Annotated in this window: 20 protein-coding genes; 11 read left to right on the top strand and 9 right to left on the bottom strand. The window is 38.1% G+C overall.

The features are described from left to right. Positions 1-2 precede the first annotated feature (2 nt). Together ABZP31_RS02500 and cysM are read right to left on the bottom strand one after the other, a co-directional pair. Positions 3-821, bottom strand: coding sequence for a 3'-5' exonuclease (locus tag ABZP31_RS02500; protein ID WP_005023485.1), 819 nt, complete (start codon positions 819-821; stop codon positions 3-5). 17 nt (positions 822-838) lie between these two features. Continuing rightward, positions 839-1,765 (bottom strand): cysteine synthase CysM, encoded by a 927-nt coding sequence (cysM, locus tag ABZP31_RS02495; protein WP_005023482.1) that lies wholly within the window; start codon positions 1,763-1,765, stop codon positions 839-841. 152 nt (positions 1,766-1,917) lie between these two features. Between cysM and ABZP31_RS02490 the strand changes: the two genes are divergently transcribed. From ABZP31_RS02490 to rsfS, 5 genes are all read left to right on the top strand, one after another. Further along, positions 1,918-4,722 (top strand): ATP-binding protein, encoded by a 2,805-nt coding sequence (locus ABZP31_RS02490; protein WP_005023479.1) that lies wholly within the window; start codon positions 1,918-1,920, stop codon positions 4,720-4,722. A gap of 116 nt (positions 4,723-4,838) precedes the next feature. Beyond that, positions 4,839-5,627, top strand: coding sequence for a crotonase/enoyl-CoA hydratase family protein (locus tag ABZP31_RS02485; protein WP_005023477.1), 789 nt, complete (start codon positions 4,839-4,841; stop codon positions 5,625-5,627). Between the two features lie 15 nt (positions 5,628-5,642). Continuing rightward, complete coding sequence (locus tag ABZP31_RS02480; protein WP_005023474.1) at positions 5,643-6,509, top strand: NAD(P)-dependent oxidoreductase; 867 nt, start codon at positions 5,643-5,645, stop codon at positions 6,507-6,509. A 19-nt stretch (positions 6,510-6,528) separates the two neighbouring features. Then, positions 6,529-7,317 carry a TIM barrel protein gene (locus tag ABZP31_RS02475; protein ID WP_005023472.1) on the top strand — a complete coding sequence of 263 codons (789 nt, stop codon included), beginning with the start codon at positions 6,529-6,531 and terminating at the stop codon, positions 7,315-7,317. An 89-nt stretch (positions 7,318-7,406) separates the two neighbouring features. Next, positions 7,407-7,808: a ribosome silencing factor gene (rsfS, locus tag ABZP31_RS02470; protein WP_005016239.1), complete on the top strand. Its 402-nt coding sequence runs from the start codon at positions 7,407-7,409 to the stop codon at positions 7,806-7,808. A 621-nt stretch (positions 7,809-8,429) separates the two neighbouring features. On the opposite strand, the gene ABZP31_RS02465 is transcribed toward rsfS, so the two are convergent. The 3 genes from ABZP31_RS02465 to ABZP31_RS02455 are packed head-to-tail and all read right to left on the bottom strand — an operon-like array spanning position 8,430 to position 11,353. Then, positions 8,430-9,887: an NAD(P)(+) transhydrogenase (Re/Si-specific) subunit beta gene (locus ABZP31_RS02465; RefSeq protein WP_005023470.1), complete on the bottom strand. Its 1,458-nt coding sequence runs from the start codon at positions 9,885-9,887 to the stop codon at positions 8,430-8,432. Between the two features lie 3 nt (positions 9,888-9,890). Then, the gene (locus tag ABZP31_RS02460; protein WP_005016254.1) at positions 9,891-10,214 is read right to left on the bottom strand and encodes a proton-translocating transhydrogenase family protein; all 324 of its coding nucleotides are present in this window, start codon (positions 10,212-10,214) and stop codon (positions 9,891-9,893) included. An 11-nt stretch (positions 10,215-10,225) separates the two neighbouring features. After that, positions 10,226-11,353, bottom strand: a complete 1,128-nt coding sequence (locus ABZP31_RS02455) for a Re/Si-specific NAD(P)(+) transhydrogenase subunit alpha (protein ID WP_005023468.1) — start codon at positions 11,351-11,353, stop codon at positions 10,226-10,228. A 918-nt stretch (positions 11,354-12,271) separates the two neighbouring features. Here ABZP31_RS02455 and ABZP31_RS02450 point away from each other — a divergent pair. Together ABZP31_RS02450 and ABZP31_RS02445 are read left to right on the top strand one after the other, a co-directional pair. Further along, positions 12,272-13,195, top strand: coding sequence for a DMT family transporter (locus ABZP31_RS02450; RefSeq protein ID WP_005023465.1), 924 nt, complete (start codon positions 12,272-12,274; stop codon positions 13,193-13,195). Between the two features lie 215 nt (positions 13,196-13,410). Beyond that, the gene (locus tag ABZP31_RS02445) at positions 13,411-14,601 is read left to right on the top strand and encodes an MFS transporter (protein WP_005023463.1); all 1,191 of its coding nucleotides are present in this window, start codon (positions 13,411-13,413) and stop codon (positions 14,599-14,601) included. Between the two features lie 21 nt (positions 14,602-14,622). Here ABZP31_RS02445 and ABZP31_RS02440 read toward each other — a convergent pair whose 3' ends face one another. Then, the gene (locus ABZP31_RS02440) at positions 14,623-15,273 is read right to left on the bottom strand and encodes a HEPN domain-containing protein (RefSeq protein ID WP_005023461.1); all 651 of its coding nucleotides are present in this window, start codon (positions 15,271-15,273) and stop codon (positions 14,623-14,625) included. Between the two features lie 430 nt (positions 15,274-15,703). On the opposite strand from ABZP31_RS02440, the gene ABZP31_RS02435 reads away from it, so the two are divergent. From ABZP31_RS02435 to ABZP31_RS02420, 4 genes are read left to right on the top strand one after another with little or no spacing between them, the layout of a single operon-like run. Beyond that, a complete protein-coding gene (locus ABZP31_RS02435) occupies positions 15,704-16,639 on the top strand; it encodes a hypothetical protein (protein ID WP_017400774.1) in 936 nt (311 codons plus the stop codon). 3 nt (positions 16,640-16,642) lie between these two features. Next, a complete protein-coding gene (locus ABZP31_RS02430) occupies positions 16,643-18,628 on the top strand; it encodes a hypothetical protein (protein WP_017400773.1) in 1,986 nt (661 codons plus the stop codon). After that, positions 18,625-19,545: a hypothetical protein gene (locus ABZP31_RS02425; RefSeq protein ID WP_017400772.1), complete on the top strand. Its 921-nt coding sequence runs from the start codon at positions 18,625-18,627 to the stop codon at positions 19,543-19,545. Before ABZP31_RS02430 ends, ABZP31_RS02425 begins: the two co-directional genes overlap by 4 nt. Positions 19,546-19,548: 3 nt before the next feature. After that, positions 19,549-20,736 (top strand): class I SAM-dependent methyltransferase, encoded by a 1,188-nt coding sequence (locus ABZP31_RS02420; protein ID WP_017400771.1) that lies wholly within the window; start codon positions 19,549-19,551, stop codon positions 20,734-20,736. An 18-nt stretch (positions 20,737-20,754) separates the two neighbouring features. On the opposite strand, the gene ABZP31_RS02415 is transcribed toward ABZP31_RS02420, so the two are convergent. Genes ABZP31_RS02415 through mobC form a run of 3 tightly spaced genes read right to left on the bottom strand, consistent with a single transcriptional unit; the run spans position 20,755 to position 22,835 of the window. Next, entirely contained in the window at positions 20,755-20,931 is a 177-nt protein-coding gene (locus ABZP31_RS02415; RefSeq protein ID WP_017400770.1) for a hypothetical protein, read from the bottom strand. A 9-nt stretch (positions 20,932-20,940) separates the two neighbouring features. Beyond that, positions 20,941-22,503 carry a relaxase/mobilization nuclease domain-containing protein gene (locus ABZP31_RS02410; RefSeq protein ID WP_017400769.1) on the bottom strand — a complete coding sequence of 521 codons (1,563 nt, stop codon included), beginning with the start codon at positions 22,501-22,503 and terminating at the stop codon, positions 20,941-20,943. Continuing rightward, complete coding sequence (gene mobC / locus ABZP31_RS02405) at positions 22,500-22,835, bottom strand: plasmid mobilization relaxosome protein MobC (RefSeq protein WP_017400768.1); 336 nt, start codon at positions 22,833-22,835, stop codon at positions 22,500-22,502. Before mobC ends, ABZP31_RS02410 begins: the two co-directional genes overlap by 4 nt. Between the last annotated feature and the right edge of the window lie 117 nt (positions 22,836-22,952).

Below are 22,952 nucleotides of genomic sequence, written 5' to 3'. Positions count from 1 at the left end.
ACCTAATCTCTAACTGTAGGAAAAATATAATGTGAAGTAAATTCGGTATGTTGCGAACTGTCTTGCCACAGGCGAACAAACTCGGCCTGTTGCGGCTGCTGGCTTAAATACGCAATTGTGGATTGAATCCAGAAACGATGATCCTCTGCAAGCAATTGACCTTTCAACAGTAGCCAGCGCAGATAGATCAACCAAGTATTTAGCACATCTCCTTCACAGTGTTGGCTTAGCTCTAGCCATTCACCATGCTGTACCTGCTCAGACACTCGGTAACCTTCTGTACGCTTGCCCGGATAACCCAGCAATTGTGCAGCGTCATCAAGTTTCTGAAAATTGCGACCATTAAACATGGCCATCACGTCCATTAGATCGACATGACGGTGATGATAACGGTTCTGGTAATTATTATAGCGCTTCTGAATATCAATTTCGCCCTGATCAAACAGGCTCGGAGCAGAAAGACCATGATACATGGTGCGAAATAAAATAACGGGTAAGTCAAACTGTGACCCGTTCCAGCTCACCAGAATTGGATGACGCTTTTCAAAAATGGAAAGAAACTTTCTGAGAATCTCTGCCTCAGCATACTGCTCCTGACTAAAAGAAAATAGCCGCATGCCATGTTCATCAACCCAGAGGCCTGAAATACAGACAATCTCGTGTAAAGACAGACGCTGAAAATCGGTCCCTGCTTCTTGGCGACGCAGCTTAATCAAAGCCTGTTCAAGCTCATCATCCGGTAAATCCAGATTGTACAGGTGCGCACCTGCCTTCAAGTCGGTCAGTGTTTCGATATCAAAAATCAGGACAGGTAAGCGCATGTAATTCTCTTGAATAATTATTTATCTTCAGCTGAAAACAAACCGGTAGACAGATAACGGTCACCACGATCACAAATTATACAAACGATGACGGCATCCGGATTTTCTTCTGCAAGCTGTAAAGAAGCCCAGACCGCTCCACCTGATGAAGTTCCGGCACTAATTCCCTCTTCCCGGGCCAATCTGCGCATAGTGCGTTCAGCCTCAATCTGTGGAATGTCGATCGTGCGGTCAATACGGCTACGGTCAAAAATTGTAGGAAGATATTGTTCGGGCCAGCGGCGAATACCTGCAATACTTGAACCCTCAGATGGCTGCAAGCCCACAATCTGGATATCCGGGTTCTGCTCTTTAAGATATTTTGATACCCCCATAATGGTACCGGTCGTACCCATAGAGCTGACAAAATGGGTAATTCTACCCCCCGTCTGTTTCCAGATTTCTGGTCCTGTGGTGAGATAATGGGCCTCTACATTGTCCGGATTTCCAAACTGGTTAAGCACCAGACCTTTACCGTCCTGCTCCATTTGCAGCGCGAGGTCACGGGCACCTTCCATTCCCTGCTGTGGTGTCACCTCAATCAGCTCAGCACCATAAGCCAGCATAGCATCTTTACGTTCCTGACTCATATTGCTCGGCATGATCAGCTTCATTTTATAACCACGCATAGCCGCTACCATTGCTAGCGCTATACCGGTATTTCCACTTGTGGCTTCAATGAGCGTATCACCCGGTTTGATCTGTCCACGCCTTTCAGCCTGCATAATCATATTATAAGCAGGGCGGTCTTTTACCGAGCCAGCTGGATTATTTCCTTCAAGCTTGGCTAGCACAGTCGCTCGAGTGTGGCTAGCCAAGCGCTGTAAACGTACCAGTGGAGTTTTTCCAACATAATAGTCCAGCAGAAATTTATCCGCGGTAAAGTCAGGGGTCATCGTTGTCATTGTATGCACCTATATCGAGGTGATCAGTATTGTATGAAAAAATGCTTGCGCCTGCACTCATTTAACGTGCTTTTCTTAAAACCACTTAATGCACGGCCAGTTTTATATAAAGCATGCTAATATGCCTGCATGGGGAATGAACAGCTCAAGCCATGTCGAATCTGAATAAGAAACTATCCAAGCGCCTACATTTAAATCATGCCTATGGGCAGCTTATTGCCTTGATTTTTGTCCCCATTATGGTTCTTGCATGTGTTGGCGCGGCACTGGTTTTAACTGAAACTTCGAATGCGGCTAAGGCCCAGCAGCGCCATACAGCCACTGCAATTCTGACTCGCTATGAGCATGTAGCCCAGCAGTTGTTTTATTTGCTTAGTCAAAACCCCGACCGTTACACTCAAGCACGTAACATTCTACAGTACATGTTTATTGAGCAGCACCTGCAAGGTGCCATGATTATTGATAAAAATGGTAAAAGCTATTTGGATATAGGCTTCCAAAGCGAGCCATCCCAAATAAAGCCTCCACAAAACTCTATCTTTTTTGGACCTGTTTCCTATCATCACAATCATCTTTATGGCTTGCAGATATCTTCTGATCCAGCCAATAAAGCTTGGCTGGTTATTGAAATGGACAACCAGCCATTGGAAATTGCGCGTTACCGGGTCATGATAGTGTTGATCGCTACCGGGCTTTTAACCTTATTATTGCTGTTACTGTGCCTGAATTTCTATTCACGGCGCTGGATTGCACCGATGTATGAGATCCGCATGCAGCTACAGCGGTTAAATGTCGATACTTTAGACCAGCACATTATTATTAACAGTACTGGCGAGCTGAGACTCTTACAGCGCGATATTGCCAATGTAGTGAAACGCCTACATTTTAGCTTTCTGGAGCTAAAAGAACATACCGAACAGACTGAAGATGACCTGCGCCGGACACTGGACACCCTAGAGGTTCAGAATATTACTTATCGTCAGGCACGCGATCAGGCAATTTCTGCAAATCAGGCCAAGTCAGTATTTCTAGCCAATATCTCGCATGAATTACGTACCCCGCTAAACAGTATTGACGGTTTTATTCACTTGATGCTAAGGCAGGATAATCTTAGCAATGAGCAGAATCTGTATTTGCAGACTATCCGTAAATCTTCTGCTCACCTGCTGGCCCTGATTAACGATGTACTGGATTTTTCTAAAATTGATGCCGGTAAGCTTGAGCTTGAAACTGCACCATTTGACCTTGAGGAAGCTATTTTTGATGTAATGGATATGCTGTCACCCCTTGCCGCACAAAAACAGATCGATATGGCATTTTATTATGGTGATGATGTTCCGCAATATATTGTAGGTGATGTACTGCGCTTCAAGCAGATTCTGACCAATTTGATTTCCAATGCAATCAAATTCACCCCAGATGGCGAGATTATTGTCCGGGCGCGGATGGAACAAGATGGTATGGAACAATGTCTCTTACATTTCAGTGTGCAGGATAGCGGCATTGGTCTGAGCGGTACTGATCGCAAAAAACTGTTTGAGTCTTTCTCACAGGGTGATACTTCGGTAACACGCCAGTTTGGAGGAACAGGTCTAGGGCTTGCAATCTCTAAACAGTTAGTACACCTGATGCAGGGACAAATCGGATTTGAAGATAATCAGGAGCGTGCACCTACAGAAAAGGGCTCAACATTCTGGTTTACCGCCATGTTTGGCGTAGAAGATGAGCATGAACAGCAACATCCGAATTTCGAACATATTCATGTTTTATCCTTCTTGGCCCATCCAGCTACTGCTAACGTATTGCGTCATTATCTGGAAAATTATCAGGTTAAGCATACTGAGACACAGTCAATCCTGGATCTGTTCAGCCGCCTGAACCAGCTAAAAGACCAGAGTGAGAATACTTGGCTCATTGTAGACCATAGTGGTGACAGTGAAGCATTACTAAAAGAAATTCGTAGCCGCTATTCGGGACATCTTGCTGTTTATGGATACCAGATGGTGCTTGAGCCGAATATTCTTACTGAATATCGTGCACGTCCTCTGTATCAGCCTCTTAGCCGTACCGCATTAATTCAGCTACTCAGCAACCAGCCAGTATTTGAACAGGATAGCCTTGAAAGTTTTAATGGCCGTGGCTTGCATATATTGGCTGTCGATGATCACTTACCAAATCTGATTGTACTTGAGGCATTACTAGGCGAGCTTAACGTTACAACCACCAAAGCGCTCAGTGGGCAGGAAGCACTAGATATCCTGCATCATCAGATTGAGCGCAAAGAAAAACTATTTGACCTGATCTTTATGGATATCCAGATGCCGGTAATGTCGGGAATTGACACCACCCGGGCTATCCGCTCACTGGAGTCAACGCTAGAGGGAGAAGTCCATCTACCGATTATCGCCCTGACTGCTCATGCTTTAGCCGATGAAAAAAATAAACTGCTGAAAGTAGGGATGGATGACTATGTCACCAAACCCATTCAAATTGATCAGCTGATTCATATCCTGACGCAGTGGACCAATAATCAGTTTAATCAGCCTCCCGCAATTGAAAGCGGTATTTTACTTGATGCTCTAGACCCTGAAGTTCTGGACTGGCAACAAAGCCTTCAACTGGCAGCGAACAAGGAAGACCTGGCCCATGATCTGCTTAAGATGTTGGTGGACAGTTTTCCGGCTGAACTGGCTGAAATGCAGCAATTGATTGAGCTGGAAGATTTTCCCCAGCTTGAACATGTACTGCACCGTCTATATGGCGCCACCCGTTATGTAGGTACGCCCAAGTTACAGGAGACCAGCGGAAGTTTTGAACAGTTTGTCTCTACCTTGCGCAAAGAACGCCGTAAGGCAGATGAAGCTTTTATTCAGGAAACCTTAAACCGTTTTGATGAACTAACAGCAATCATTCATGAAGTTGAGACTGCTGCCCGGCACATTCTGGATGCTTCTTAAAGCAAATTAATTGACTTAAATGCAAGACACAGCTCATTTACGTGACTCGGCTGTCATGCATCTGAGGTCATGCAATGGTATGCTCAGCCTCAAGAGAGAAAATAAGAGTTAGAAAAATGGCACTACTGCGTATAGAAAAAAATAATGGGATAGCGATAGTCTATCTGAACCGGCCAGAGAAACGTAATGCAATGAGTTTTGCTTTGTTACGTGAACTGGTCAGTACAGCCAAAACTATAGAAAAAGATCGTTCCATCCGCTGTGTTATTCTAACAGGTGAGGCCAATGTATTTAGCGCGGGTATTGATCTGGGTGACCTCAATAATCCTAAAAACCGGGCCTATGCTGTTTGGGAGCTGCTCAAACCCGGTCAAAGCCTTTTCCAGAAAGCCTTTCTGGTCTGGCAAAACCTGCCAGTTCCGGTAATTGCAGCCCTCGAAGGTTTCTGTTTTGGTGCTGGAATGCAGCTTGCACTGGCTGCCGATATTCGCATTGCCCACCCTGAAACAAAGATGTCGATCATGGAAAGTCGCTGGGGCCTAGTTCCTGATATGGGTCTGTCACGTTCTTTAAAAGGTCTGGTGGGTATAGATCTGGCTAAGGAATTAACACTGACCGCACGGATTTTCAAAGCTCAATATGCCAAAGAAATTGGTTTAGTAACTCATTTGGATGAACAGCCTCTAGTACGGGCTCAAGCTTTGGCACAAGAAATGCTGCAACGCTCACCTGATGCTTTACTGGCTGCAAAACGGGTTCTGGAAGCAATGCAACATCAGCCAAAACAGTCATTACGGCTAGAAAAAATCTGGCAATTCAAGTTATTACTAGCAAAAAACACACGTCTTGCCCGTCAAAAAGATAAACGTCCTGAAATTGAATATCTGCCGCGTCAATACAAATAATAGAGAGCGAGACTGATGAGTTTTAACCGTGACACTCCAATAGCATTTTTAGGCATGGGACTGATGGGAAGCCGCATGGCTGCACGCCTGATTCATGCCGGCTTTCAGGTCGCAGTCTGGAACCGGACAGCTTCTGCTTGCGCCCCCCTGCTTGACACAGGTGCAAAAGCATTAGATCTGGAGCAACTGGGACGTTATAAAATTATTCTGACTTGTCTGGCAGATGATCAGGCTGTCCAGCAAGTTTTCAACCAGATCCAGCCCTATTTAAAACCCGGCCAGACCATTGTAGATTTTTCCAGTCTATCAGTAGATAAAACCCTGGAACTGGCACAGGCAGCCCGACGGCAACATGTCAACTGGATTGACTCTCCCGTATCAGGGGGTACAGCAGGAGCCGAACAGGGAACACTAGTGATTTTCGCTGGTGGAAATGCTGAAAAAATTCAGGACCTCACCTTAGTCTACAATGTTTTGTCACAACGTGTGACTCGTATGGGAGAAACAGGCACAGGTCAGGCGACCAAAATCTGCAACCAGCTCATTGTTGCGGCCAACAGTACATTAATTGCCGAAGCAGTTGCACTAGCAGAACAGGCTGGTGTTGATACCCGGCTATTAGCTCCTGCACTTGCAGGTGGTTTTGCCGACTCAAAACCGTTTCAGATTCTTGCTCCGCGTATGGCTACTCATGTATTTGAACCGGTACAATGGAAAGTGCAGACTTTATCAAAAGATCTAGGAAATGCAGTTAAGCTGGCAGAACAGTTCAAACTTGATATACCTGTAGCAAAGCAGGCCTTAACACAGTTAACTTCACACCAGCAAAATGGTTTTGCGAAAAAAGACCTGGCTACCGTGATTCAGCAGGTCAAATCTTAATTGTTCAAGGAATGAAAATATGAGCAAGCTTGCAGTCAATCTGTCTATGATCTTTACTGAAGTGCCACTCATTGAGCGTTTTGCACTTGCTCATGCGCATGGCTTCCAGCATGTCGAAATCCAGTTTCCTTATGAGCTCGAAATAGAACAGATTGCCAGACAGCTGCACAAATACAAATTGGGTCTATGTCTGATCAATGTACCGGCTGGCGACCTGATGCAAGGCGGTAATGGCCTAGCAGGAGTCCCGGGGCAGGAAATTGCCTTTCATCGTGCTCTTGAACAGGCCATTGATTATGCTATAGCACTTAAAGTACCCAGTATAAATATACTGGCCGGCAAACAGCCCGAAGATGCAGATTTACTGCCTTGTCTAAACACCTTGGCACACAACTTGAAACTGGCCTGTCACCTTGCGACAGAGCAGGGAATTCAGCCAGTTTTTGAGATGATCAATGCCACAGACATGCCACGCTTCTTGGTACAAAACATAGCACAGGCTCAGGAAATGCTTGAAGCAGTCAACCATCCAGCCTTAAAAATGCAATATGATTGCTACCATATGGCAATGATGGGTGAAGATGTGTTGGCATCCTTGCAAGAAAATATTGCTTCAATTGGACATATCCAGTTTGCTGACTGCCCGGGACGACATGAGCCTGATACGGCCCAGATTTCTTATTCAGAGATTTTCACTTGGTTAAAGCAAAGTAAATATTCAGGATTTATTGCCGCAGAGTATAAACCAAGAGCTCACTCAAACGCTTCTTTTCACTGGAAAAATAAATATTTTCCTGATCAGATTTAATACATAAAATGTTACGCGCGATAATTTGAAATCTGTTCATAAAAGCGCTATATTAGATACTGAATAATAGTCTGGAAAATATGTTTTTTATGAATTTAGAACCATCGCCCAGCGTGTCTAATTCTTACGATCTCGCCATGAATTCTCAAAGCCAGAGTGTGCAGGAATGCTTAAAAGTTGTGCACAATGCTTTAACCGATGTAAAAGCTAAAGATATTATTGAACTTGATGTCAGTTCAATCAGTAATGTTGCTGATGCAATTGTAATCGCAAGTGGTACATCAACACGTCATGTAAAAGCTTTGGCTGATAATGTTGCTGATGAAGCACGTAAAGCCGGTTTCCGTCCTATAGGTATTGAAGGTGAACGTGATGCAGAATGGATCCTGATTGATTTAGGATATGTAGTGGTACATGTGATGCTACCTACTGCACGTAAGTTCTACGATCTAGAAAGCTTATGGCGTAATGCACCCGAATCTGTAGCGTAAAACTCCCTGAAAAAGCGACCTCTTCGGTCGCTTTTTTATATTTAATACCTTTTTAATAATTCATTATATAAAGCTGTTAAAAAACCGATATGCCACTTATTTTTTGGATATGATCTGTTTTTTTTGACCAGTTTAAGTCGAATAATGCATAAAATTTCAAACCGGTTAAATCCTCCTGAATAGCAATATTTAAAACTCCCTATTCTCCCGCATTCAATATGAAAAGGTGAGGCAGCATATTGCCCACCATTTTAAAAGTATTTATTTCGAGCAAATATACTATGCATTACTACTCCTATTAAGTAAGGTATACGGATTAAAGATAGAAGATATAAGGCGTAAAACAGATCAATTATTTTCTTTAATATATTTTTTATAAAAGAAATAGCAATTTAAATTAAACCTGCAGGCTTAACCCTGCCAGTCTATAAGACAGTAGATTCAATATAAATAATAGAAAGGGTTATAAATGATTTCTTTAATTTTTAATAAATACCATAAAACAGATGAGGAAAGCTAAATTGAATACTATATAGTAGTTTAGAATAAATTTTGTTTGCCTACATTAAATAAGATTATAAAAAAAGCCACCCTAAGATGGCTTTCATTATTTTTTAGAAATTAGTGACCCGTGCCATTAATTGCTTTGGTCATATCCTCGACCACTTTCTTCGCATCACCGAAAATCATCATAGTTTTTTCGTTGTAGAACAGGTCATTATCGAGTCCAGCATAACCAGTTGCCATTGAACGTTTGATTACCATGATAGTACGTGCCTTATGCGCTTCAAGAATTGGCATACCATAGATTGGCGAGTTTGGATCATCTTTAGCAGCCGGATTGACCACATCATTTGCACCAATTACCAGTACCACGTCAGTTGCTGGGAAATCTGAGTTAATCTCATCCATTTCCAGAATATCTTCATAAGGTACATCAGCTTCAGCAAGTAAAACGTTCATATGCCCCGGCATGCGGCCTGCAACCGGATGAATTGCAAACCGTACAGTAACACCCTGCTCTTTTAACAGATTGGCTAATTCCTTGACCGCATTTTGCGCACGGCCTTGCGCCATTCCATAACCTGGCACAATTACTACACTGTCTGCATTTGACATCAGGAAGCCAGCATCATCAGCTGAACCTGAACGGTGGTTACGCTGCACCTGCTCACCTGCGGCTGCACTTCCTGCGACCGCAGTACCGCCCATTGCGCCACCAAACAGTACATTAATGATAGAGCGATTCATGGCTTTACACATGATATAAGATAAAATAGCACCTGATGAACCCACCAGTGAACCTGCCACTATCAGCATATTATTTTCCAGGGTAAAACCAATACCCGCAGCCGCCCAGCCAGAAAAAGAGTTAAGTAACGAAACCACTACCGGCATATCACCACCGCCAACCGGTGCAATCCATACCCAGCCAAAGACCAGTGCCAAGATAGTCATTGCCCAGAATGCCTGCATGTTTCCTGTTGTAAAGAAGTAAAAACCGCATGCTAACATGGCAATAAAGATAATCGCCTGTACTGGTTTTACCCAGCCACCAGAGATCGTTTTAGCCCATTTCTTTGCAGCCAGTTTACCGTAAGCAAATACTGAGGCTGTAAAGGTAATTGCACCTACAAAACAACCCACAAACAGTTCAAACAGGTGAACCTTGTTCATATGGGCATGTTCAACTCCAGCAGCAGTCAGGGCCGCTTCATTTTGTAAAAACAATGCGCTGAGCTGGTTATTATGCAGAATGGCTGCTATCGCAATCAGAACTGCTGCCAGACCCACCAGAGAATGCATTAAAGCTACAGTTTCCGGCATCTGAGTCATCGGTACAGTACGTGCCCGGGCAATACCAATTAACCCGCCCAGTACCATTGCTCCTACAATCATCCAGATGACTGGATGATCTGCAACAAAGAATGTAGTGATTACCGCAATCGCCATAGCAATCATGCCATAACGGTTACCAGCAATCGCTGTTTTAGGGCCTGATAAACCGCGTAAGGTCAGAATAAAAAGAATGGCACCAATCAGGTAGAACCAATCCGCATTTGCTCGAATAAATTCCATTTATTAGCCCTCTTTTTTCTTTTGCTTTGGCTTAAACATTTCAAGCATGCGTGCCGTTACAGCGAAACCGCCAAAAATATTAATACTGGCCAGAAAGACTGCGATTGCACCAAGTACACTCACTACATTGATGCTCTGGAACGCTACATTTGCATCTACACCAAACACAGGCATACCTACTGTCTGAATCATGGCACCCACAATAATAATTGAGGAAAGTGCATTGGTTACTGCCATCAACGGTGTATGTAATGCCGGAGTAACGCCCCATACCACGTAATAACCCACAAAGATGGCTAGGACAAAAATTGTAATAGTTTCAACCATGAGCAGTCTCCTTAACCACGTTTAAGCAGGACTTGGCCATTGTGAGTGACCAGCAGGGCTTTTTGAATTTCGTCTTCCAGGTTAACCGTAAAGTTTTTTTCTTGATCAAACAGGGTTTCGACAAAATTGAATACATTACGGGCATACAATGCTGAAGCTTCTGTCGCCACAGTGGCAGGAATATTCGGCACACCCAGAATTTTTACACCATTACTGGTCGTGACTGTCTCACCACATTTAGAGCCTTCTACATTACCGCCTGACTCAACTGCCATATCCAGAATGACTGAGCCCGGTTTCATCTTGGCCACAGTTTCAGCTTTAATAAGACGCGGCGCATCGCGGCCAGGTAGCAGTGCCGTAGTAATTACAATATCGGCATTGGAAACAGCTTTATCAACAATAGCGGCCTGATCTTTAATATATTGTTCACCAGGCATCCAGCCGTAACCATTTTTTGCAGCTTCCGCAGCACGTTGCTGCTCTTCTGCAGACATGGGTACATCCAGCCATTTGCCACCCAAAGACTCAACCTGATCTTTTGCAGTTGGACGCAGGTCAGTTGCTTCAACTACTGCACCCAGGCGCTTCGCTGTTGCAATTGCCTGCAGGCCTGCAACACCCACTCCCATGACTACTACACGGGCGGGCTTTACAGTACCAGCCGCGGTCATCAGCATTGGGAACATACGTTGATATTCATTGGCCGCCAGCAATACCGATTTGTAACCGGCCAAGTTGGCCTGTGAAGACAGTACATCCATATTTTGTGCACGAGACAAAGTACGGGGCAACAACTCAAGGGCAAATGCAGAAACCTGTTGTGATGCAAACTGATCAAGCTCAGTATTACGATATGGATCAAACATTGCCACAACCGTTGTATGAGGAGAAAGTTTCTGAATCTCCTCCCCTTTAGGTGCCCGAACTTTTAAAATAATCTGGCTATTCTGATAGGCATCATCGGTTATGGTTGCACCAACCTGTTCATAAGCGCTATCTATATAAGCAGCTTTAACCCCTGCTCCACGTTCAATAACGACACTATGACCAGCATTGATCAACTTTTTTACTGTCTCTGGCGTAGCAGCCACACGATTTTCACCGATAACAGTTTCGGTTGGGATTCCGATCTGCATGAGCGTTCCTCAAGCTAATTTTTCTTAAGTAAACATCGCCAAAAACGATGTTTCCCCCAGGATGTATTCTTGTTGAATTTCTGGATTCTAATTGAACCGTTTTAAAATACTACCCAATATTTATTTAATAAATACCTATATTTTGAACTGATGATTCATAAATATAAAAAATCCAACCATAAAATATAATTATTATTTATACATTAAATGAATATTTTTTATTCATTCTGTTTATTTTTTCTCCGTTCTTTCTTTTAATTTCCTTGTTATATATTTTTTATAATTTTCTATAGCAACATTGAATGGCATTTCTGACAATGAATGGAACACTTTTAAACATTCATCACGCCACTTGCCGACTTTATTTTCCGGCAACCTGTACTTAATTTAATTCTATATGAAGGCATATTTTGCTTTTCTGACAGAATAGTGAGTTCATTAAAATAAGAAAATAGCAGTGTTCTTTAAAGTTCTAGGCAAAAAAGTGAATCATGGATAAAGCATATTAAACTGGTTAGCTACACTTAGTAGTGATAGATATTTTGTTAAATCTAGAGCTTTATCATAGTTTGAAAAAAATATAGAAATTTACAGAAAAAGTTTTTTCATCATTTTATCTGATGATGAACAGCTGATCTATTTCTATTTTTTGATTTAAATTGCACTATTTTTGGGCATAAATACAACAAGAGTTAAGACTGTATAAGTTAAATTTCTATATAGTGATTATTCTGCTGTGTTCTGATCAAGCAAAACTTTCTCTAATAAATGATCTTAACAAATTGACTTATTCCCCAAGCTTTAAGGATTAATGACTTTTTTATATTTTCTCTCACCACGGTAAAACTTTATAATTCAAGTATCGATACGTTTGCCGCTCTGGCTGTATCAGGCAACGTGATTAAACAAGACTATAAAATGAAATTCTCCATTACCCGGATACAGCTTGGCTCCCTGTTTGCCATTTGCTCTGCTTTTCTATTTAGTACCAAAGCAATTTTTATCAAGCAGACTTATGCTCTTTCTCCACTGGTTGACGCTACGCTATTGATGGCGCTGAGAATGGCGAGTGCCTTGCCCTTTTTTCTTGTTATTTGCTGGCTGAATCGTCACCGTAATCAGGATATCAGACCGCGAGAATGGTTATTACTGGTGTTGGCGGGCATACTTGGCTATTACCTTGCCAGCTGGCTTGATTTCTTAGGATTAATGTTTATCAGTGCCTCATTGGAAAGGATTATCCTGTTTTTATATCCAACTCTAACGGTACTGGCTTCTAGTCTGATTTACCGGCAAAAGCTCGCTCCAAAAATGCTTTTTGCAATTTTACTCAGCTATAGTGGTACAGTTTTAGTGATGTTACAGGAACATCAGTCTGGTCCTGAAAACTCTTTATGGTTAGGTGCAGGACTGGTTTTTGCCAGTGCTGTGGCCTTTTCAGCTTACCTTTTGCTTACACCGCACCTAATCCATAAATTTGGTTCCTGGAATTTTACAGGCCTAGCCCTGAGTGTGGCTTGTAGTGGTACTTTAATACATTATTTTCTTGCTACCCCCCAACCTTTAGTACTGATTACACAGTTACCTGCCTCTGTGATCTGGTACGGTATTGCACTAGGAATTCTGGTGACAGTATTGCCTACTATTTTACTCATGCAGAGTATAGAGCGATTGGGTGCAGCGCAATCAGCCATGATTGCCTCTATTGGACCAATTTTGACACTGCTTCTGGCCGTAGTATTTTTAGACGAATACCTGAATGGCTGGCAGTGGCTAGGATGTATCTTAAATATTGTTGGTGTAATGATAATTACATTAAGTAAGCGAAAGCTGCAGCATTGAATTTTACTTTTATGGAAGTTAGATATTCTGCTTGTCTATAATAGTTATTTTCATAATGTGCTAAAAGAGTGCATGAAGAATCTTAAATAACTGCGTATCAAAGTAGAATAGCAGCAACTTGATGTAAGCTGGAGCTGCCCTGCATCTCTATAGCAAATACAGTTTCAGAAAAGTAACCGCCAGATTTGGCCATTTTTTAATTCCGGAAAAGTAAAATGGATAACTCTCAGGATATTAGCCAGAACAGACCACTGCTCTGGCTAATGGCAATCGCATGTGGGCTATGTGCAGGAGTAAATTATTATTGTCAGCCACTGGTACATTCTATTCAGCAATATTTTGCCGTAACTGAGGCCCAAGCAGCTTTAACTGTTACTTTTGCTCAGGTCTCTTATGCGCTAGGCTTGCTGTTTATTGTACCTTTAGGGGATATTCTCAATAAAAGCAGATTTATTCCTTTACTCATGTTTTTTGCTGCTATTGGTCTGCTTCTTTGTGGTTTTGCTATCAACCTGCCTATGCTCTGGGTTGGCACTGTTATAGCAGGTCTGTTTTCAGTTGCTGCTCAGGTGCTTATTCCACTGGCTACCATGGCGGTTCAACCGGAAAAGACCGGAGAGGTTGTTGGTTTTTTAATGAGTGGCCTGTTAATTGGGATACTTCTTTCAACCAGTCTGGCAGGCGTATTATCCAATCTATTTGAATGGAACATTATTTATTTGGCTAGCGCGGTCATGATGTTATGCCTGGCTTACCTGCTAAAAAGTCGGCTGCCTTATGTCATGCGTTTCAAGATGGGCTATCTGCAAATCTTTAGTTCAATGGCCAGCCTGATTAAAGAAGAAAAACGTCTGGTCTTACGCTCACTCGTCGGTGGGTGCGCATTCGCTTCGGTCAGTACACTTTTTTCAACAATTGCAGTATTACTTTCAGGGCCTGCATTCCAGCTACCTGACTTTATGATTGGCTTGATACCTCTTATGGGGATATTTGGTGCCTTATCCACCCAGTGGATTGGTAAACAGGCAGATAAAGGTTATACCCGGATTCTTACCTGGATCGGTTGCGGGCTATTAGGTATCAGCTGGATTGCATTTTATTTTACCCAGTATAGCTTAATAAGTTATATCACCGGCTTCGGTATAATCCATCTAGGTTTGGCAATAGTGCATAGCTGCAACCAGAATATTGTCTTCCGGCTACGCCCAGATGCCAAATCCCGTTTAAATGCCATTTACATGACCATGTATTTTATTGGAGCTGCGGGCGGTTCTGCATTAGGGATTTATGCTTGGCATCATGGGGGATGGCTGATGACCTGTCTCGCTGGTTTCTCTTTGGCTCTAGCTGCAACAGTATTTGCCCTGATTGACCAGTTGATCAAGCATGAGCCGCAGCAGGCTTAAAAAATTTTGATCACCTAGAAACTAGCAAACAGCAACTTGAGGATAAAAAGGCTGCTGGCTATGGCTAAAACATTCTCCATGTTCCAGCATGATTAAAATTAACACAGGAAGCAATGTAGTCAGGATACGGGAAGCCAGCTCATTCAGCTCAGCCTGTAACTGGCTTTTGCAGGTGATGCCACCTTGCAGAATTTGAGTATGTAGCGTTATTAATCTTGCAAATACTATTTCTAGTAATGCAGCAGTGTCTTTATGTCTGAATATCTGTTCACAGTTTTGCTGCTCCTGTAAATCTTGCATCTGCCATTCTGGCTGTGTTAGCTGGCCATGACGATATTGCCAGTAGGACTGCCGGCTATATTGACTCATCAGGTAAGTCTGTATAGCTGAATAAAGCCTTCCCCATAAAGTTCGCTCAAGTTTCCCTTCTACATCATATTGCAAGAGTGATTTTAAAAATAGGCAGAGTTCTTCTTGATGTGAAATTTGGTTTATTTTTGAAGTCACATATAGGGCCTGTAAGCTAATCCACAGGCTAAGTATCTTTAGCTCGAGATTTTCATCGAGATCAATCGATTGCTTCAACCAGCTGATGCTACGCTGCATCCGCAAATTAAAATGCTCAGGATATTCGGCTTTTTTTGCTCTGAAAACCTCTTCTAGCACTAACATTGCCTACCCCACTTATGATTATTTTATCTTGTCTATATTTTTAAAATAGCGCTAAAGCTGAGGTTACTTCAAATACTTATTGTGACCAGAGGTTAATTTTATTTTATACCTCGTGATTTGGCCCTACAGTTAAAAGCTTACCCTGTTGTATCAGATCTAAACCCCGTATAATACGCCTCTTCGTTTTTCTGTTAGCTTCAGGTCCGGATATGCAAATTCTTCAGTCACCTCAGCCTCGTATTTCGGTTGCGCCGATGATGGACTAGAAATACATATAGATAATTATAATAAAATACAATAACTTATATTTATTATTTTTTTAATGGTGCAAATTTGGTGCAAAAATTTAATATGCTTTTATCTAGTTAGAGTCTCTTAAAAGAATGAAATTCACTGTAATATATTAAAAAATTGAATCACTTACTAAATTATGTTTTCACATGACACTTTTCATATAAGAACTAAAACAAGGGTAAAAAAGCTTATTCAAGCTGGCTTTTGGCGGGGCATCAGTGTTCAAGATCTAGAAAGATGGTGTGGTGAATTTAGAACTCCACAGGAACTTGAATTACTTTCTTTTCTACTAGACTCTTTAGTGTTTCGCTCACAAAATCAAATTACTGGATTAATTCATCAATTATTTGATACTCAACTTTCTCAGGTAATAAATTGGGAAGAAGATTTAGGCGCAAATTCTGAGTCTAGATCTTTGTTCGATATACTCACTTTAAAATATCCTGATAATAGAATAAATAAAATTAGATTAGTACCTGTCATAAAGACAGAAGATCCTCCTACTAAAAGTGGCCCCCTTATTGCACGCATTTTAAATAAGCACACAATCAATCATAAATACATGTGTTGGCCTTGGGATCAAGAAAAACTCAGAAATGAGGATCTAAGCTATACTATTTTTTTCGATGATTTTATTGGTACTGGCACTCAATTTTTAAATTTCTTCAATAACTTAATTGAAAATGGAACTATAGATAAGACAAAATCTATGTTCTGTTACATAGCTTTTTCTGGCACACAAAGTGGTATAGACCATATTGAAAAAGAAACTCAAGGATTAGTAAAAGTTTTTGTCTCAGAAACAATTAAAGAATCAAATAAATTTTTTACTGGATTTTCAACTCGATATGAAAAACTTGGCACCTACTTAGATATGCCTTTAGATGAATATGTTGAATCCTTAAAACAGACTTATCTAGAGTTCCTTCATAATCATCAAGTAAGAAACAGAGAACCTTTTGGTTATGGAAATTTAGAATTAACCCATGTCTTCTCACATGGTACACCTAATGGGACATTACCAATATTTTGGAGTTCTAATGCCAATTATCATGCCTTATTTCAGAGATAAAATATGAGTATTGAAATAGCAAATCTTTTGTCGAATAACAGGACTGAGCACATTGGATTAGATGTTTGGTCAGACTTCGTAGTTCCCTATAATTTTAATTTAAATGAATTCTACTCACTTCAACCAATAAAATTAGAAGGTGGTCGAGGAAGTGGAAAAACTATGATATTGAGATATCTATCTCACTATTCTCAATTTTCCCCAAATCGAGATTCTGTTCCAAATGATACTTTACAGAATATTGGAATTTATTTAAAAGCAGATACTCAATTTATGAGACTCCTGCAAAAAAGAGGTTTCGATGAAGCTATTTGGTCTGACATTTTTGAACATTACTTAAACTTAATTATTTTAATCGAGGTTCTATCTTCACTTATTAGTATCAAAAACTCTAATATTGACAATCAAATCAAAGAATCTGTTAGTTCTATAAAAATTGAATGTCTAGAAAACTATAATATTCCTCCTGATACTATCGACAATACTCTAAAAGAGCTAAAAAAACTAAAAGGTTTTTGTGAAAAAAATGTTCTAAATCCTAAGAAATTAGATGATATTGAAATATTTTCATATCAGCTTATTAAAGATCTAATTGAAGAAATTAATAGTTATACTCAATACACAACCATATTTCATATCTTTATCGATGAATATGAAAATCTTCTCGAGTATCAACAAAAAATTATCAATGCTCGTATGAAGCATTCAGAACCACCTATTAATTATAACATCGCCATTAAGTGTAATGGTGCACCATTTATTGAGATTATCGGAAGTAATGAAAACTTAAATCTACAACACGATTTTATTGCAATAAATTTAGATAATTTGATGATGCAAAATTTTGAAGTTTTTGCATCAGAAATATTGTTATCAAGGTTATCTAAAAAACATGAAAAGTATAAAAAATTATTTTCAAATATAAAGCTTAATGAGACTGATAACTTAACTCTTAGAAGCAGAGATGAATATCAAAACTCTATCTTGCAAAGTGCAAGAGAAATTCTTCCAAGTAGTTCCCAGGAAGACTTAGCTAATGAAGTTTTTTCTGAATCTCAATTTTACAAAAAACTATTAAATGAAATTGATCAGGCGTTAAAGGGAAAAACAACCAATCTCACTACTAAAGATTTCATTGATACAGGTTTAAGAAAAGAACTGATCGTTTGCTCCTCAATTCTTTATAGGAATCGACTTACACCAGACCAGATATTTGAAGAGCTGATTAGGGTTCAACTACAGCAGGATAATGATTTTGAACAAGGAAAAGAATGGACGGCTAATAATTTCATTGGTAGCTATATCAGGATTACTAAAGTTCAAAAACATAAATCTACTTTTTATGCAGGTTTGACTGCATTTACAAAATTAGCTAACGGAAACATTAGATATTTCTTAGAATTATGTAGATCAACATTCTCAAATACTTTTAGTACGAATGAAAATGATCTAAGTATCCCTAAAAATATTCAACATCAAGCAGCTCTTGAAACGAGTGAATTATTCTTTAAAGAATTAGACAGCATGAAACCTGTTAGAACTCCTTTAAAAAGTCTATGCCTTCGACTAGGAACAATCTTTAGTGTCTATCATGATAGGAACTCTCAAAGTGAGCCAGAAATAAATCACTTTACTATCTCCGATCCAATTAATATTGGATCCGAATTACAAAATAAAATTAATGATGCTGTAAAGTGGGGTATTGTTTACCAAACTAAAGCCACTAAAGAAAAGGATGCAAATAACTTTATTCCTTTCTTTGACTATGTTCTAAATCCCATATTCTCTCCTCATTTCTATATAAGCTATAGAAAAAAAAGAAAGATTAAGCTTTCTTCTTCAAATATCAATATGTTATTTGACAGCAATCAAGATGAGTTCATGAACTTTATCAAAGATTTAGAAACACAATTAAACCCCGTAGAAAAGGTGAAAGTTAAACCTGAACCTGAATCAATTACCATGTATCAAGATGATTTATTCAAATGAACATAACTTGTTATGCTCCTAATCAGATAGAAACAGCTCTTACCAAGAATTGGGATATTTGCCTTTTAGGAAAGACCTTTGATGCTAGAGACGATCTTGCACATCAAATATTAAGTAAATCTTCTACTCTTAAATATGAAGTAGCATATGATTCAACAGAATTTGAATTCATTATCATTAATAAAGATACTACAGAAGAGAAAAAATTCTATACGCATGATTTAGATCAATTTTTTTCAGAATTCTTTTCTAAGAAAGTAATTATTGATGCAACCACGTTTGATGTAGCTGTATTAGCATGCCTATGTAAATACCTTAAAACTTATGTCAGCAATACATTAGATATTTTCTATATTGAACCAGAAGATTACGATGTAATTCGTACATTTTCTGAAGATGATTTTAATCCTAATTTATCAGATAGTACTTTAGGGTTTGAAGAAGCAGCGATACCCGAACTCACAAAACCTATTGAATCAGATGAACATAATTTTTTTGTATTTTTGATGGGGTATGAAGGTCATAGAGTATCTAATGCTTTTGAAAAGTTAGACTATAATTTACAAAAGTATCAATTTATATTTGGTGTACCAAGCTTTGTATATAGTTGGGAACATATACCATTTTCTACTCAAGCACATATTTTGCTAGAAAAAAATGAAAACTCACATGACTATATTAAATATTGCGGAGCTAATAACCTAATTGGTACATATAGGCTCTTACAGGAACTTAAAGACAAAAACAGGGTAGAAAATTTATTCTTAATTCCGTTAGGAACTAAAATTATGGGGCTAGCTGCAATTCAATTTCTTTGCCATAATCCGGACACATATATACTTTATGATTACCCTAATAAAGTCGAGGGAAGATCATCTGGAGCTCAGAAAATCCACCTAATTGAGTCTTTCTTATAGTTCATGCACTTTTTTCACCCTACCCCTTTAGACATTGTTGACCAATTTATATCAGCTAAAACTAAAGGCAAATATTTTGATAGAGTTCTAGATCCATGTGTAGGAGATGGAGCTCTTCTTACGTCTTTAGAAAACAATTTTGATAGCCTTACTATTATTGATATCGACTCAGAAAAATTAAAAAACTTTAGAGATAGTAATTTTATAAAATATGAAGGAGACTTCTTAGATATTGAATTAAGTGAAAAATTTGATCTTATCTTATGTAACCCTCCATTTAATAATAAGTCAGTATCAGGCTTAAGTATTGAAGAAAAATTTCTATCGAAATGTTTAAATCTTATTAATAATAAGGGATATGGTATTTTTATTTTACCAAGCTCAATTATAAATGGAACTAAAACAAAAAAAATAAGAGAATATTTGATCAATAACTTTACTCTCATATCTATTGATATCTTACCAAAAAAAACTTTCACTAAAATTGAAAGCCACTTTTATATTATCACCTTAAAAAATATTAAAACCATTGGAAATTATAATATTGATACAAACATGGGTATTATCAATATTAATCTAATTTTAAAACATAAATATGAAACATTAAATCCAAAATATCTGATTAGTTTTTCTAAATATCAAACACTACTAAATTATTTTCCAAAAGTCTTTATATATAAAGACAATTTATTTAGAGGTAATGTTGAAAAAAATAACTGTCAATTGCATACCACTCATTTTTCCACCTTACTGTGTAATAAGTATGAGAAATTTTTAGAAAATAAAAATGGGAAAAAAATTAAAAAATATGATTTATTATGCAAAAGAGTAGGAAGAAATTGTCATAGTACTTTTTCTATATACTTAGGAAATAATGAACTTGTAGTAAGTGATTGTATAATTGTTCTACCATCGAACTCAAAAAACCTCCAAGACAATTTAATTCACCTATTAAACATTAGATTATCAATATTATTGGGCGCTTCAGATAATTTTATGATTGAAGGATCAGGAGCAAATTATATTTCTTTAAAAAAACTAAAAGAAACAGATTTTATTGATTTTAGAAATCACATTTCAAAAAAAGATATTAGAAAATATGCTCATTTAATTTTAAAAAACAATGTTAAGAAAACAATACTATTTGAAGAAACCTTAAAAAATAAAATTTCAAAAAAAATACATATTTAAAATATGTATTTTTTTATTTTAAAAGTAGTGACTATCTAAATAATCCTCTAATATTTTCATATATTTCTCCTCCTCTTCTTTAGTATCAATCCTCATAGGCAATAAATCTAACATTGGCATATATTCCTCCAAGTTATTAGCCTGAATATCTTTTTCAAACTGCTCAATAAACTTTTTTAATCTTTCTACTTCCATTACAACACCTCAAATTTCAAAACTTAACTTATGGGTAAAATCTTCTTTTCCAAGTGATTGGATCTTATTTACTTTATCACTTAAGACTACTTCCTTTTCATTGAAGGATTGTTTGTTCTGTTTTAAGGTTATATGCGTTCTGATAACTCTTGAAAGTTTGTTAAGATTTCGCTGTAGATTGCTGAAATTTGCTTTTGATTCAGATATAAATCTTTCTGTGTCTGCTTTAAATCTTTCTGATATTGTTGCAAAATATTCACTTGTTTTTCCAAGGCAAGCTGTTGTTTCCACAAAGCTTCTTGCTGATTTTTCATAGTTTCCTGTTGTTCTTCTATAATTATTAATAATTGTTTCTCTAAATCGGTCATCATTTATATCTCCTTGCACATAACCTGATATCGTTTCATAAATTGACTCTTGTTGAGTTCTAAAGCCTTTCTGATCTCGATTAAATTTTTTTCCTCTTGTTGTACTAACTCTTTCATATTCTGTAATTGGGTCACTTCCATTTTTATTGAAAAATAACCAATTATTATTAGTGTAATAATCATAAAGCTGATGAAACTCATAAAAAGGTAAAACTTCAGCTTCTTTTCCCTTATTTTGATACCGCCTAACCTGTGGTTGACCTCTTCTATTTGTATTAAAAATTTGCCAGTTTCCAACATTTGATTTTTCAAAATGTTGTCGTAATTCTTCAGTGTCTTTAAACATTTTTCTTGGCTTCTGTTGATAGCGCTCAAGTAGCCATTTTCCTTTTCTTTCAACCTCTCTTCGAAGGCTTTCCCTATCGTTGATATCGAATCGTTGTATTGACTTTCTATTTTCTTCTGTTCGTTTATTAGGCCCAATTTCAAAGAGTCTAGTAGTTTTAAATTCTGATTCATATATCAAGCCTTCTAACCTTATATTTCTTTTAAATTCAGGATGTTTTATAGATATTGATTTATTTACTTGCCGTACCACATTTAAATTATTTTCAGTAAGATAATTTATTAATGATTTTCGATCATATACATTCCCATTTTTAATCCCCAACTCAACCAAACTACCAATAAGCTCTACAACATCCCTAGTCTTTTTAGGAGTGTTTTCTCTTATTTTCTTTAATAATGGTATTGCTAAATCTGGACCATGCAAATTGTACTTAAAATTTATAAATTTTTTATATAAATCTATTCGCTTTAAATCAGTAGGTGCATAAAAAGGATTAAGTCTTTTCCCTGTAGTAATTTCAATATTGGGTATAACAAAATTTAACTCTAAACGATCTTTATCAGTATGCTCTATCCATAAAATATTGTACTGCTCTCTATTTAAGCCTGGAAATAATATTTTTTCAAAATCATCCATAATCTTAAACTTATCTTTTTTATCAATATTTTTTTCATAGAATGATAAGCAACCACTAGTATACTTTTTTATATAAGGTGAACTATCTATAATAGAACTTGTTAATGCTACACTTCCCCTCATTACTTGTGCTTTTTCCCTTTCCCTATCTTTACCCAATAAATAATTTATACAACCTTCAGACTTTCCTTTACCATGCCTAAAAAACTTAATAATCATAAACTTATACTCCTTATTTGATTATCTATTGAAATTAATAACTGTAATAGCTTCACTTTTTTATAAGTTCCTGTTCCTGCCATTTCTTGATTGACTGCATATGCGATCTGATTAATATTTGTCCCTATTTTTGATAGTTGATATAGTTTTTCTCTTTCTACTTTTAAATAAATTGGATCTTCAATTATTCCAATTTTTTCAAGTGCAGATTCTCTTAAAAACTTTGCTACTGCAATTTTAGATTTTCTTATCTCTGTTAACTCTGATTCAAATAGTCGGACTTTAATTATATGACCACGTTTAGGTCTTCTTGATTTTTGATATTCATTCATAATTATTTATGCCATTTTATTAATTGGTTTTTTAAAGGGGTCTTGGGGAATTCCCCAAGCAAGGTTTCATAAAAGCTTCCGAAGGGGGCTTTTGTGTATCCTTGCTTTTTCTTTTCC

Origin of the sequence: Acinetobacter sp. FL (assembly GCF_040744925.1) — a bacterium.
Lineage (GTDB): Bacteria > Pseudomonadota > Gammaproteobacteria > Pseudomonadales > Moraxellaceae > Acinetobacter > Acinetobacter radioresistens.
Note: the sequence above shows the minus strand (reverse complement) of the source record. Positions and strands in the feature narration are given on the sequence as shown.

Bases quoted from the DNA above. Each gene is read 5' to 3' on its own strand.
- ABZP31_RS02500 (WP_005023485.1), bottom strand. From the start codon at position 821: ATGCGCTTACCTGTCCTGATTTTTGATATCGAAACACTGACCGACTTG.
- cysM (WP_005023482.1), bottom strand. From the start codon at position 1,765: ATGACAACGATGACCCCTGACTTTACCGCGGATAAATTTCTGCTGGAC.
- ABZP31_RS02490 (WP_005023479.1), top strand. From the start codon at position 1,918: ATGTCGAATCTGAATAAGAAACTATCCAAGCGCCTACATTTAAATCAT.
- ABZP31_RS02485 (WP_005023477.1), top strand. From the start codon at position 4,839: ATGGCACTACTGCGTATAGAAAAAAATAATGGGATAGCGATAGTCTAT.
- ABZP31_RS02480 (WP_005023474.1), top strand. From the start codon at position 5,643: ATGAGTTTTAACCGTGACACTCCAATAGCATTTTTAGGCATGGGACTG.
- ABZP31_RS02475 (WP_005023472.1), top strand. From the start codon at position 6,529: ATGAGCAAGCTTGCAGTCAATCTGTCTATGATCTTTACTGAAGTGCCA.
- rsfS (WP_005016239.1), top strand. From the start codon at position 7,407: ATGAATTTAGAACCATCGCCCAGCGTGTCTAATTCTTACGATCTCGCC.
- ABZP31_RS02465 (WP_005023470.1), bottom strand. From the start codon at position 9,887: ATGGAATTTATTCGAGCAAATGCGGATTGGTTCTACCTGATTGGTGCC.
- ABZP31_RS02460 (WP_005016254.1), bottom strand. From the start codon at position 10,214: ATGGTTGAAACTATTACAATTTTTGTCCTAGCCATCTTTGTGGGTTAT.
- ABZP31_RS02455 (WP_005023468.1), bottom strand. From the start codon at position 11,353: ATGCAGATCGGAATCCCAACCGAAACTGTTATCGGTGAAAATCGTGTG.
- ABZP31_RS02450 (WP_005023465.1), top strand. From the start codon at position 12,272: ATGAAATTCTCCATTACCCGGATACAGCTTGGCTCCCTGTTTGCCATT.
- ABZP31_RS02445 (WP_005023463.1), top strand. From the start codon at position 13,411: ATGGATAACTCTCAGGATATTAGCCAGAACAGACCACTGCTCTGGCTA.
- ABZP31_RS02440 (WP_005023461.1), bottom strand. From the start codon at position 15,273: ATGTTAGTGCTAGAAGAGGTTTTCAGAGCAAAAAAAGCCGAATATCCT.
- ABZP31_RS02435 (WP_017400774.1), top strand. From the start codon at position 15,704: ATGTTTTCACATGACACTTTTCATATAAGAACTAAAACAAGGGTAAAA.
- ABZP31_RS02430 (WP_017400773.1), top strand. From the start codon at position 16,643: ATGAGTATTGAAATAGCAAATCTTTTGTCGAATAACAGGACTGAGCAC.
- ABZP31_RS02425 (WP_017400772.1), top strand. From the start codon at position 18,625: ATGAACATAACTTGTTATGCTCCTAATCAGATAGAAACAGCTCTTACC.
- ABZP31_RS02420 (WP_017400771.1), top strand. From the start codon at position 19,549: ATGCACTTTTTTCACCCTACCCCTTTAGACATTGTTGACCAATTTATA.
- ABZP31_RS02415 (WP_017400770.1), bottom strand. From the start codon at position 20,931: ATGGAAGTAGAAAGATTAAAAAAGTTTATTGAGCAGTTTGAAAAAGAT.
- ABZP31_RS02410 (WP_017400769.1), bottom strand. From the start codon at position 22,503: ATGATTATTAAGTTTTTTAGGCATGGTAAAGGAAAGTCTGAAGGTTGT.
- mobC (WP_017400768.1), bottom strand. From the start codon at position 22,835: ATGAATGAATATCAAAAATCAAGAAGACCTAAACGTGGTCATATAATT.